7 protein-coding genes are annotated in these 12,859 nt (G+C 72.2%); 3 read left to right on the forward strand and 4 right to left on the reverse strand.

Translation table 11 applies throughout. The annotated features are described in order from the left end of the window. Positions 1 to 9: 9 nt before the first annotated feature. Positions 10 to 1,239, reverse strand: a complete 1,230-nt coding sequence (locus BJ965_RS36185; RefSeq protein ID WP_313667569.1) for an arsenic transporter — start codon at positions 1,237 to 1,239, stop codon at positions 10 to 12. 153 nt (positions 1,240 to 1,392) lie between these two features. Then, positions 1,393 to 3,780: a SpoIIE family protein phosphatase gene (locus BJ965_RS36190; protein ID WP_184915387.1), complete on the reverse strand. Its 2,388-nt coding sequence runs from the start codon at positions 3,778 to 3,780 to the stop codon at positions 1,393 to 1,395. Between the two features lie 258 nt (positions 3,781 to 4,038). Between BJ965_RS36190 and BJ965_RS36195 the strand changes: the two genes are divergently transcribed. The 3 genes from BJ965_RS36195 to BJ965_RS36205 all read left to right on the forward strand — a co-directional run bounded on the left by BJ965_RS36195 (position 4,039) and on the right by BJ965_RS36205 (position 10,403). Then, positions 4,039 to 7,134 (forward strand): glycoside hydrolase family 2 TIM barrel-domain containing protein, encoded by a 3,096-nt coding sequence (locus BJ965_RS36195; RefSeq protein ID WP_184915390.1) that lies wholly within the window; start codon positions 4,039 to 4,041, stop codon positions 7,132 to 7,134. A gap of 152 nt (positions 7,135 to 7,286) precedes the next feature. Further along, a complete protein-coding gene (locus tag BJ965_RS36200; RefSeq protein WP_184915394.1) occupies positions 7,287 to 9,530 on the forward strand; it encodes a glycoside hydrolase family 9 protein in 2,244 nt (747 codons plus the stop codon). Between the two features lie 81 nt (positions 9,531 to 9,611). Continuing rightward, positions 9,612 to 10,403 (forward strand): alpha/beta fold hydrolase, encoded by a 792-nt coding sequence (locus BJ965_RS36205; protein ID WP_184915397.1) that lies wholly within the window; start codon positions 9,612 to 9,614, stop codon positions 10,401 to 10,403. Here BJ965_RS36205 and qcrB read toward each other — a convergent pair. Beyond that, positions 10,394 to 11,881, reverse strand: coding sequence for a cytochrome bc1 complex cytochrome b subunit (gene qcrB / locus BJ965_RS36210; protein ID WP_184915400.1), 1,488 nt, complete (start codon positions 11,879 to 11,881; stop codon positions 10,394 to 10,396). The two genes, BJ965_RS36205 and qcrB, sit on opposite strands and share 10 nt — an antisense overlap. Next, positions 11,878 to 12,807 (reverse strand): sigma-70 family RNA polymerase sigma factor, encoded by a 930-nt coding sequence (locus BJ965_RS36215; RefSeq protein ID WP_184915403.1) that lies wholly within the window; start codon positions 12,805 to 12,807, stop codon positions 11,878 to 11,880. The genes qcrB and BJ965_RS36215 overlap by 4 nt, the downstream gene beginning before the upstream one ends. Positions 12,808 to 12,859: the final 52 nt, after the last annotated feature.

Raw genomic sequence — 12,859 nt, forward strand, 5'->3', positions numbered from 1 at the left:
GGCGGGCGCTCAGGCTCCGACGACGGTCAGCGACAGCCACAGGGCCACCACGGCCGGCACCAGCGCCGCCGGTGTGGTGAGCAGCCCGAGGCGGGTGAACTCCCCGAGTCCGACCCGGGTCCCGTGCTGCTGCACGATCCGCCGCCACAGCAGGGTCGCCAGCGATCCGGCGTAGGTCAGGTTGGGGCCGATGTTCACACCGAGCAGCACCGCCAGCACGGCGCCGGGACCGGACCCGGCGGTCAGGGGCAGCAGCACCAGCACCGCGGGCAGGTTGTTGATGAGGTTGGCCAGGACGGCGGCCACCGCGGCCACACCCAACAGTGTCAGCAGGCCCGATCCGCCGGGCAGAACGTGCCGCAGCGCGTCGGCGAGCCCGTGGTCGACGACCGCACGCACGACCACGCCGAGCGCGAGCACGAACGCCAGGAAGGCCGGGGACGCGGACCGCACCACCGTCAGGGGGGTGGCCCGCCGACGCACCAGCGCCCGGCCGGCCAGCACCAGCGCACCGGCCAGCGCGGCCCACGCCGGTGCGATCCCCACGGCGGAGGCCACCACGAAACCGGCGAGCGTGCAGCCGACGGTGACGAGGGCGAACAGCGGGAGCGGCTCGGGACGCGGCTCGGCGTCGGGGGAGGGGAGGGGCGCCGCGAGCTCCTCGTCGAAGAAGCGCCGGAACACCAGGTACTCGGCGCCGATCGCGACCAGCCAGGGCAGCGCCATGAGCGCGGCGAAGCGGGTGAAGCTCAGCCCGCTCGCCGTGAACGCCAGCAGGTTGGTCAGGTTCGAGACCGGCAGCAGCAGCGAGGCGGTGTTCGACAGATGGGCGCACGCGTACAGGTGCGGCCGGGCCCGCACGCCCATGCGGGTCGCGGTGGCGAGCACCACCGGGGTGAGCAGGACGACGGTGGCGTCCAGACTGAGCACGGCCGTGATGACGGACGCCAGCGCGAACACCGCGGTCAGCAGCCGTGTGGGGCGCCCCGCCGCCCAGCGGGCCATCCACGCCCCGCACGCGGTGAACAGCCCCTCGACGTCGCAGAAGTGCGCGAGCACCAGCACGGCCGCGAGGAAGCCGACCACGGGCCCCAGCCGCTGGATCTCCTCCCAGGCGTGATCCGGCGAGATGACTCCGAGGGCGACGGCCAGTCCGGCGGCGGGCACCGCCAGCACGCCCTCGGGCAGCCCCTTCGGGCGGGCGACGGCCCAGACGAGCACGGCGACCAGCAGCGTCACGGACAGGACGGCGGCGAGCGGGGTGTTCAGGGCGGGGTCCTCCGGGCGCGATCAGGCGGGCCCGCCCAATGAAACCAGGCCTCGGTAAGAGGCCCTCGGCGGCCCCGCGGTCCTGGTCGAGGACCATGGGCCGCAGCGACTGCCGCCGGTGACTCAGATCTCGTCGTCGAGCAGGGCCAGCTCCGCCCAGATCGTCTTGCCCTCGCCGGTGTGCCTGCTGCCCCATCGCTGGGTGAGCTGGGCGACCAGGAGCAGCCCACGGCCCCCCTCGTCCCAGGTCTTGGCCCGGCGCAGGTGCGGCGCCGTGTGGTTGGTGTCGGACACCTCGCAGATCAGGGTGGCCGCGTCATGGATCAGCCGCAGCCGGATGGGCGGGGCGCCGTAGCGGATGGCGTTGGTGACCAGCTCGCTCACGACCAGCTCGGCGGTGAACGTGGCCTCGGTCAGCCCCCAGCGTTCGAGCTGGTCGACGACCTGCTTGCGGATGGGCGCCACCAGTGCCGGGTCGGCGGGGATGTCCCAGGTGGCGACCTGGGCGGACGGCAGGCCGCGGGTGCGGGCGAGCAGCAGGGCCACGTCGTCGCTGGAGCCGCCCGGCGGGAGCAGCGTGTGCAGCACGCGGTCGCAGATCTCGTCCAGGGAGTCGGAGGGCGCCGACAGCGCCTCGCGGAGCATCCGGCCGCTCGCGTCGACGTCCCGCTCCCGGCTGACCAGCAGCCCGTCCGTGTGGAATGCCAGGACGCTGCCCTCCCGCAGCTCCACCTCGGTGGACTCGAACGGCAGCCCCCCGACGCCCAGCGGCGGCCCCGAAGGCAGGTCGAGCTGCTGCGCCGGGCCGTCGGGAGGCACCAGCAGGGGCAGCGGATGCCCGGCCCGGGCCAGGGTGCAGCGCCGGGAGACCGGGTCGTAGACCGCGTACAGACAGGTCGCGCCCACCTCTCCGGCGCTGTCGTCCCCGCCGGATTCCTCCGACAGCCGGACGACCAGGTCGTCGAGGTGGGTGAGCAGTTCGTCGGGGGCCAGATCGATGTCGGCGAGGGTGCGCACGGCGGTGCGCAGCCGGCCCATGGTGGCCGAGGCCTGGATGCCGTGGCCGACGACGTCGCCGACGATCATGGCGACCCGCATCCCGGACAGCGGGATCACGTCGAACCAGTCGCCGCCCACGCCGGAGCGGGTGGCCGGCAGATAGCGGGAGGCCGCCTCGATCGCCGCTGTGCGCGGCAGAGTGCGGGGCAGCAGACTGCGCTGCAGGGTGAGCGTCGTCTCGCGCTCGCGGGAGTAGCGGCGCGCGTTGTCGATGCAGACGGCGGCCCGGGCCGTGACCTCCTCGGCCAGCAGCACGTCGTCGACGGTGAACGCCTCGGGGCGCCGGAAGCGGGTGAAGACCGCCACCCCGAGGGTCGTGCCCCGGGCCTGCAGCGGAACGGACATCGTGGAGTGGATGCCGTACTCCTGGATCCGCTGGAAGCGCACCGGGTCCCAGGCCAGCCACCGCTCGAGGTCGCTGGAGGAGCCTGTGGCCACGACCGTGTGCCCCGCGACCAGCGAGGCGGACTGCGGGGAGTTCTCCGGGTAGACGTCCACCTGCCCGGGCTTGGCGACGGCCTCGGGACTGCCCTTGTTCACCGACTGGTGGGCGGACCGGCGCAGACTCAGCGGCGGGACCGGCGGTCCGGCGGACTCGCCGCCCTGCTCCTGCGGGTCGAGCAGGTCGACGCTGACGAAGTCGGCGAGCGCCGGGACACACACGTCCGCCAGCTCCTGGGCGGTACGGGTGACGTCGAGGGTGGTGCCGATGCGCACGCTGGCCTCGTTGACCAGCTGCAACTGCTCGCGTGCGCGGTACTGGTCGGAGAAGTCGTGGGCGGTCACGCACACGCCCCGCACCCGGCCCGCCCCGTCGGTGAGCGGCGCCATCCGGGCCAGCCACGCGTGCGCGCCCCGGTCCTCGCCGGTCGCCTTCATGTACGTCTGCATGTCCTCCCGCCGGCCGGTGCTCAGCACCCGGCGCAGATGCTCCTCGAGCTCGGCGTTCGGCGGCCGGCTGCCGACGTCGGTGGGCCTGAGGCCCAGCATCCGTCCGGCGGGCAGTCCCAGCAGATCGGCCATGGCCTCGTTGACGCCGCGCAGCCGCAGCCGCTCGTCGAAGATCATCGTGGCGCAGGGCGACTGTGTCAGCGCCATGCGCACCAGCGGGTCGTCCGCGAGCGCCTGGTCGGCGGTCTCCGGCGGGGACACCGCCAGCCAGTCGATCGCTTCCGCTGCGTCCGGCGGTCGGCGGTGGGCGAGCACCCAGAGGGTGACGGGGTGGCCGTCGCGGTGGCGGAGGGTGACCGTGCCGCTCCAGCGGGAGTCGTCCGGCACGGTCGGCGGCTCCGCGCCGTCGGCCAGCAGGTCGGCGGCGGGGCGGCCCACGACCTCGGCGGCCGTGTGGCCCAGCAGGCGGCGGGCGCCCTCGCTCCACTCGGTGAGCGTGCCGTCGACGGCGATGACGGCACGGGCGGCCACGCCATCGTCCAACGCCTCGTCCGGACTCATCGTCGCGACTCCATGCGGACACTCACAGTGAACAGGGAAGTCAGTTGAGTTCCAGCGTAGTCCGTGGGCGCCCGGCGTGGACCGGTAACCCCGCTGCCGCCTCCCCGGGCCGGGGTCAAGGCACAAATCCGGCCGAAGCCGTCCGTGAGGCAGAAGGGAGCTTCCGCGCCCTTGACGGCCGTGTGTGACACGTCGACAGAATCTGTTTGTTCGCGATCAGTTGTGAGTACTTCTGGGCCCTGATGAGGGAGAGCCGTCATGTCGGTCAGTCGCAGATCGGTCCTGCTCGCCTCCGCCGCCGCACCCGCGGCCGGGACGCTGCTCGGCGCCCCGGAGGCGTGGGCCGCCGAGCAGGCGCGTGGCGCGTCCGGCCGCCGGACCGTCGCACTGCGCGACGGCTGGCGCTTCGCGCTGGTGAACCCGGGTGGCATCACCGACCCGACCGGCGCCTACGCCGACGCCCACCTCCCCGCTTACGACGACTCCGGATGGCGTGAGACCGCCGTTCCGCACGACTGGAGCATCGAGCAGACCCCCACCACCGAGCACGGCACCACCAGCGGCACCGGCTTCCTCCCCGGGGGCCTCGGCTGGTACCGCCTGGCCTTCACCCTGCCGCCCGCCCTCACCGGCAAGCGTGTCTCGGTGGAGTTCGACGGCGTCTACATGGACTCCACCGTGTACTGCAACGGCAAGGAGGCCGGCCGTCACCCCTACGGCTACACCGGCTTCGCCCTCGACCTCACCGACCTGGTGCACACCGACGGCACCACCGAGAACGTGATCGCCGTCGAGGTCCGCAACCGGCTCCCCAGCAGCCGCTGGTACTCCGGCAGCGGCATCTACCGCGAGGCCCGCCTGGTGATCACCGAGCCGGTGCACGTGGCCCGCTGGGGCACCCGCGTCACCACGCCCGAGATCTCCGCCGCGCGTGCCGTCGTACGGGTCGGCACGTCCGTCGTCAACGCCTCCGGCGCGGGCGCGGACGTCGAGATCGTCTCCCGGGTCGTCGACCGCACGGGCCGGACGGTCGCCCGCACCTCCTCCACCGCGGCCGTCACCGGCGAGCACACCGAGACCCAGGAACTCACCGTCCGGCGAACGGAGTTGTGGGACTTCGAGACACCGCACCGCTACACCCTGCACACCGAACTGCGCGTCGGCGGCCGAACGACCGACACCCACCGCACGGTCTTCGGCTTCCGCACCTTCCGCTTCGACCCGGACGAGGGCTTCTTCCTGAACGGCACCCGCCACAAGATCAAGGGCGTCGACCTCCACCACGACCTGGGCGCGCTCGGCGCCGCCGTCAGCATCGACGCCGTCCGTCGGCAGCTGGAGATCATGCGTTCCATGGGCGTCAACGCCCTGCGCACCTCCCACAACCCGCCCGCGCCCGAGGTGATCCAGGTCTGCGAGGAGCTCGGCGTCGTCATGCTGGTGGAGGCGTTCGACTGCTGGCGCACCGGAAAGAACCGGTACGACTACGGCCGCTTCTTCGACGAGTGGTGCGAGAAGGACGCCACCGAGATGGTGCTGGCGGCGCGCAACTCGCCCGCCGTGCTGAGCTGGTCCATCGGCAACGAGGTCCCCGACTCCACCTCCACCGCCGGCCTCGCCATGGCCGAAAGGATCATCGGGGCGATCAAGGCCGTCGACGACACCCGCCCGCTGGTCATCGGCTCCGACAAGTACCGCCGCCTGCCCGCCAAGGGCTCCGCGGCCGACCTGATGCTGGCCAAGCTGGACGGCCTCGGCCTCAACTACAACACCGCCGCGTCGGTCGACCAGCTGCACGCGGCCTACCCGCACCTGTTCCTCTTCGAGTCGGAGTCCTCCTCGGAGACCTCCACCCGCGGCGCCTACCAGGAGCCCGAGCACCTCAACACCGGCGAGAACCACACCCCGGGCAGACGCGCGACCTCCTCCTACGACAACAACCTCGCCTCCTGGACCATGAGCGGCGAGTACGGCCACAAGAAGGACCGGGACCGCAAGTGGTTCGCCGGGCAGTTCCTCTGGTCGGGCATCGACTACATCGGCGAACCCACGCCCTACGACGTCTTCCCGGTCAAGGCGTCCTTCTTCGGCGCGGTCGACACCGCGGGCTTCCCGAAGGACATGTACCACCTCTTCCGAAGCCAGTGGACCAGCGAACCGATGGTCCACCTGCTGCCGATGACCTGGAACCACGACAAGGGCGACACGGTCGAGGTCTGGGCGTATTCGAACGTCGGCACCGTCGAGCTGTACCTCAACGGCGAGTCCCTGGGCGTACGGCGCTTCGACACCAAGAAGACCCTCGACGGCCGCTCGTACCTGGAGACCACCGAGGCGACCGGGGACGACAAGACCGTCACCGACGGCCCCTACCCCGGCAGCTACACCAGCCCGAACGGCAGCGCCGGCAAGCTCCACCTGACCTGGAAGGTGCCCTTCGAGCCCGGAGAGCTGAAGGCCGTCGCCCGGCGGGGCGGCGAGGTGGTCGCCACCGACGTGCTGCGCACCGCCGGAGCCCCGCACGCGATACGCCTGACCGCGGACCGCCCCTCCCTCGCCGCGGACGGCCGCTCCCTGGTCTTCGTGACCGCCGAGGTCGTGGACCGGCGCGGGGTGGTGGTGCCCGACGCGGAGCACCTGCTGTCCTTCGAGGTGGCGGGCGGCTCCCTCGCGGGGCTCGACAACGGCCGGCAGGAGAGCGCCGAGCGCTATCAGGCGAGCACCCGGACCGCCTTCCACGGCAAGGCCCTCGCCGTCGTCCGCTCCGGCACGAAGCCGGGCGAGGTGAAGGTGACCGCCCGCGCCGAGGGACTGCGCGCGGGCACGGCTACCGTACGGGCCACCCGGGCGCGGGACCGGGCCGAGACGGCCCCGGCCGTCTTCGGGCCCGAGCACCCGGCCCCCGTCGACCACCCGCGCGCGGACGCGAGCTACTCCGGCCGTCCGGACACCCTGCCCGCCGCCATGCTCGACGGCGACCCGGCCACCGGCTGGTCCAACGGCTTCTTCAAGCAGGCCACGCCCCTGCTGCCGGCCTTCGACGGGGCACGGGCCGAGGACTGGGTCAGTGTCGACCACGGGCGCGTCCGCGGCTACGACCGGGTGGACGTCTCCTTCACCGTGGACGCCACACACAGCCTGCCCGCGGCGATCGAGGTGGCGGTCTGGGACGGCCGCGCCTGGCAGGCCGCGCGGAACACCGAGATCGGCTGGGCCACCGCCTCCGACGCCCCCACGGTGATCACCTTCAAGGCCGTCCGAGGCTCACGGATCCGGCTCACTCTCACGAGCCGCCACCCCGGCGAGCCCCGGGGAGCGGTCCGCATCAGCCGGCTCGTCGCCCCGGTCGCCTGAGCCCCCGGGGCCAAGGTCCGGACGGGCGGTGAACAGCCAGTCCCGTCCGGACCGTTGACGGGGCGTCACATCAACCACAACCATGGCCTGCGTCCGCATCTGGGAGCGCTCCCACGCCGAGCGCCACCCGCACCTCCCCCAGGAGCCCAGACGTGAAACGACGCAGAACCGCCCTGCTGTCCCTGACGGCCCTGCTGGCGACCGCGCTCACCGCGCTGCCCTCCTCGCCGGCCGGGGCCGACGAAGTCGAGCAGGTCAGGAACGGCACCTTCGACACCGCCACCGACCCCTGGTGGACGACCAGCAACGTCACCGCGGGTCTGTCCGACGGCCGGCTCTGCGCCGACGTCCCCGGCGGCACCGCCAACCGCTGGGACGCCGCCGTCGGGCAGAACGACATCACCCTCGTGAAGGGCGAGTCGTACCGCTTCTCGTTCAGCGCGACCGGGACACCCGCCGGGCACGTGGTGCGGGCGATCGTGGGCCTGTCGGTGTCGCCCTACGACACCTACCACGAGGTGACGCCGCAGCTCAGCGTCTCCGGCGACCGCTACTCGTACACCTTCACCTCGCCCGTCGACACCACCCAGGGCCAGGTCGGCTTCCAGCTCGGCGGCAGCGCGGACGCGTGGCGCTTCTGCATGGACGACGTCTCGCTCCTCGGCGGAGTGGCGCCGGAACCGTACGAGCCCGACACGGGGCCCCGGGTGCGCGTCAACCAGGTCGGCTATCTCCCGGCCGGCCCGAAGAACGCCACCCTGGTCACCGATGCCACCGCCAAGCTGCCCTGGCAGCTGAAGAACTCCCGCGGAACGGTCGTCGCCAGGGGCACGACCCTGCCGCGCGGGGTCGACGCCTCCTCCGGGCAGAACGTCCACTCCATCGACTTCGGCGCCTACCGCGCCAAGGGCACGGGCTTCACGCTCGTCGCCGACGGCGAGACCAGCCGGCCCTTCGACATCGACGCGAGCGCCTACGAGCGGCTCCGGCTGGACTCGGCGAAGTACTACTACACCCAGCGCAGCGGCCTCGCGATCCGCGACGACCTACGGCCCGGCTACGGCCGCCCGGCCGGTCACCTGGGCGTGGCCCCCAACCAGGGCGACACCGCCGTGCCCTGCCAGCCGGGCGTGTGCGACTACACCCTCGACGTCAGCGGCGGCTGGTACGACGCCGGGGACCACGGCAAGTACGTCGTCAACGGCGGCATCTCCACCTGGGAGCTGCTGAGCACCTACGAGCGCGCCCGCACCGCCCGCACCGGCCGGGCGGACAAGCTCGGCGACGGCACACTCGCCATCCCCGAGAGCGGCAACAAGGTGCCCGACATCCTCGACGAGGCCCGCTGGGAGCTGGAGTTCCTGCTGAGGATGCAGGTGCCCGACGGCAAGCCGCTGGCCGGCATGGCCCACCACAAGATGCACGACGAGCAGTGGACCGGCCTGCCGCTGCTGCCCGGTGACGACCCGCAGAAGCGCGAACTGCACCCGCCCTCCACCGCCGCCACCCTCAACCTGGCGGCCACCGCCGCGCAGGCCGCCCGCCTGTACCGCCCCTACGACAAGCCCTTCGCGGGCAAGGCGCTGGCGGCCGCACGCAAGGCCTGGACCGCGGCGCTCGCCCACCCCGACCGCCTCGCCTCCGAGAGCGACGGCGTCGGCGGCGGCGCCTATGCCGACAGCGACGTCACCGACGACTTCTACTGGGCGGCGGCCGAGCTGTACCTCTCCACCGGCGAGAAGCAGTTCCGGGAGTACGTCCTGAAGTCCCCGGTCCACACGGCCGACCTCTTCAAGCCCATCGGCTTCGACTGGGCCCGCACCGGCGCGGCCGGCCGGCTCGACCTCGCGACCGTGCCGAACGGGCTGCCCGGCCGGGACAAGGTGCGCCGGTCCGTCGTCCAGGGCGCCGACCGCTACCTGGCCACCCTCAAGGCCCACCCCTACGGCATGCCGTACGCACCGGACGGCAACACCTACGACTGGGGCTCCAGCCACCAGGTCCTCAACAACGCGGTCGTCCTCGCCACCGCGTACGACATCACCGGCGCCGCCAAGTACCGGGACGGCGCACTGCAGAGCATGGACTACATCCTGGGTCGCAACGCGCTGAACATCTCCTACGTCACCGGCTACGGCGAGGTCAGCGCGCAGAACCAGCACAGCCGCTGGTACGCCCACCAGCTCGACCCGAAGCTGCCCAACCCGCCCGAGGGCACCCTCGCGGGCGGGCCGAACTCGAGCATCCAGGACCCCTACGCACAGAGCAAACTCCAGGGCTGCGTCGGCCAGTTCTGCTACATCGACGACATCCAGTCATGGTCGACCAACGAGCACACGATCAACTGGAACGCCGCCCTGGCCCGCATGGCCTCCTTCGTGGCGGACCAGGGATAGGGAAGGGACCGGACAGCGGTGCCGCGTGCCGGGGGAGTCCGCCGACAGGACGCCCCCGGCACCCGCGCGTAACCTGGTGACATGCCAGCGGTGCGGGTCGACGGCATCGAGGTCGCGTACGACCGGGTGGGCCAGGGCCCGCCCCTCGTGCTGGCGCACGGCGCCACGACGGACGCCCGGCTGTTCCGTACCCAGGCCGAGGACCTGGTCGACGAGTTCACCGTCGTCGCCTGGGACGAACCGGGCGCCGGCCGGTCCTCCGACGTACCGCCCTCCTTCACCCTGGCCGACTACGCCCGCTGTCTGGCGGCCGTCGTCGAGGACGTGGACCTGGGCCCGGCCCATGTCCTCGGCCTGTCCTGGGGCGGGACCGTCGTGCTGGAGCTCTACCGGCAGCACCCCGGGCTCGTGCGGACACTGCTTCTCGTCGACACCTACGCGGGCTGGAAGGGCTCGCTGTCCGCCGCGGAGGTGCGTTCCCGGGTCGAGGGGGCGGAGCGCATGCTCGCGGTCCCCGCCGAGGCCTTCGCACCGACCATGCCCGGCCTGTTCGCCGGGCCGCCACCCGCCGATGCCGTCCGCCTGCTGTCCGTGATGTCGGCCGACACCCGCGCCCAGAGCATGCGGACCGAGCTCACCGTCATGGCCGAGGCCGACCTGCGGGATCTGCTGCCGAGGATCGAGGTGCCGACGCTCCTGCTGTGGGGCGAGCTCGACGCCCGCTCACCCGTGGACCCCGTCGCCCACCAGTTCCTCGAAACGATCCCGCGGGCGACGCTGGTCGTGCTCCCCGGCATCGGGCACCTGAGCAACATCGAGGCACCCGAGCCGTTCAACCGGACCGTCCGGGAGTTCTGCCGCGCTCACTCCTGACCGGACCCGCGGACCTCCCGGCGCCGCGGCTCGTGCCCGACGAGTTCCCCCGGGCGCTCGTGGGCGGTCAGGGTGTGCAGCCGGGCCCGGTCGAGCGGCTCGTGCACCTCGACGTACTCGCCGTGCGGCAGCCGTTTGATCACGCCGGTCTCCCGGCCGTGCGCGACGAGCTCCTTGTCGCGCAGTTGCAGCCCCAGGCAGATCCGCCGGGTCACGACGAAGACCACCGCCGGCACGACGAACATCCCGGTCCGCACCGCCCACGTCACCGTATTGATCGACAGATGGAGGCGGGTCGCCACGATGTCATTCCCACCGCCCGCGAGCAGCACCAGGTAGAGGCTGATCCATGCCGCCCCGATCGCCGTGCGCACCGGCCGGTTGCGCGGTCGGTCCAGCAGATGATGCTCGTCCCGGTCGCCGGTGAACCTGGCCTCCAGGAACGGATACACGCCGATGAAGAGCAGCAGCAGCGGAAACACCACGATCGGGATCAGCACGCCCAGCACCAGGGTGTGGCCCCACCACGTGATCTCCCAGCCGGGCATGATCCGCACCAGGCCCTCGGCGAAGCCGAGATACCAGTCGGGCTGGGCGCCCGTGGACACCTGGTCGGCGCGGTACGGGCCGTACGACCACACCGGGTTGATCGTCGCCACCGCCGCGATCAGCGCGAGCACCCCGAACACCAGGAAGAAGAAGCCGCCCGCCTTCGCCAGGTACACCGGCATGAACGGCGCCCCCACGACATTGCGCTCGGTGCGCCCGGGCCCCGCGAACTGGGTGTGCTTGTGGTACACGACCAGCAGCACATGGACCGCGATCAGCGCCGCCATGACCCCCGGGATCAGCAGCACGTGCAGCGAGTAGAAGCGGGCCACGATGTCGTCCCCGGGGAACTCGCCGCCGAACAGGAACATCGCCAGGTACGTCCCCACGATCGGCACGGACAGCAGCGCGCCGTGCACGAACCTGAGGCCGGTGCCGGACAGCAGGTCGTCCGGCAGCGAGTAGCCGAACAGCCCCTCGAACAGGCCGAGGAACAGCAGCAGCCAGCCGAACAGCCAGTTGATCTCCCGTGGCTTGCGGAACGAGCCCGTGAAGAAGTGCCGCATCATGTGCGTCAGCATCCCGGCGACGAAGACCAGCGCCGCCCAGTGGTGCAGCTGCCGTATCAGCAGCCCGCCGCGCACGTCGAAGCTGATGTCCAGGGTGGACGCGTAGGCCTCGGACATCCGCACGCCGTTGAGCGGGACGTAGCTCCCCTGGTACGTCACCTCGTTCATCGACGGGTGGAAGAACAGCGTCAGATACACGCCGGTGAGGACCAGCACCACGAAGCTGTACAGGCAGATCTCGCCCAGCAGAAACGACCAGTGGTCGGGGAACACCTTGCGCAGGTACTTCCTGCCCAGCGTGTGGATGCCGAGCCGCCCGTCGAACCAGTCGGCCAGCTGCTCGCCGCGCCCGGCGCTCACGCCGCCGCCCCGGGCAGGTGGGCGAGCTTGTCCGGGTTGGCCACGACGTAGATGCCGCGCACCCGGTCGCCCTCCGGGGTGAGGTCCAGGACCAGGACGGCGAACGGCGCGTCGCCGTCGAACAGGATTGCCGCGTCGTCGCCGTTCACCCGCCGGTAGCGCCAGACGGGGTGGTCCGGGCCGCCCCGGCCGGACGTGAGTAGCCGGGCCACCTTGTCCCGGCCCTGCACCGGCCGCAGACTCGCCCGCCGGCGCTTGCCGCCCGCGTCCGTCCACGCCGTGACGTCCGGCGCGAGCACCTCCATCAGCTCGGCGATGTCGCCGCCGAGCGCCGCCCGCACGAACCGCTCGGTCGCCTCCCGGCGCACCCGCGGATGCGCCTCGTACCGCGGCCGCCGCGCGTGCACGTGTTCCCGGGCCCGGTGCGCCAACTGCCGGACGGCGGCGGGGGAGCGGTCGATGACCTCCGCGATCTCGGCGTGCGGGTAGCCGAACACCTCGCCCAGCACGAACACGGCCCGCTCCAGTGGGGTCAGCGACTCCAGCACCACCAGCATGGCCAGCGACACCGACTCCGACCGCAGGGCCGGGTCCTCCGCGGTCTCGGTGTCGCCGCCGACCAGGGGCTCGGGCAGCCACGGGCCGACGTACGTCTCCCGTCGGCGGCTGATGACCGTGCGGCGGCGCAGCGCGTGGTTGACCGCCACCCGGACGAGATAGGCGCGCGGGTTGTCGACGCCTGCCAGGGGAGCTCCGTCGCCGCGCGCCGTCCAGGACAGCCACGTCTCCTGCAACACGTCCTCGGTGTCGGCGACACTGCCGAGCATGTTGTAGACGACGCCGAACAGCAGCTCGCGATGGTCGACGAAGACACCGGTCGCCTCGTCGAGCGGGGCGTCGGTGCCGGGTACGGAGATCTCGGTCATGTGTGGGCCTCCCGTGAACGCGCTCACCACTGCGAGCCGGACAGGGCCGCGA

This window comes from Streptomyces luteogriseus, from assembly GCF_014205055.1.
Classification (GTDB): Bacteria; Actinomycetota; Actinomycetes; order Streptomycetales; family Streptomycetaceae; genus Streptomyces; species Streptomyces luteogriseus.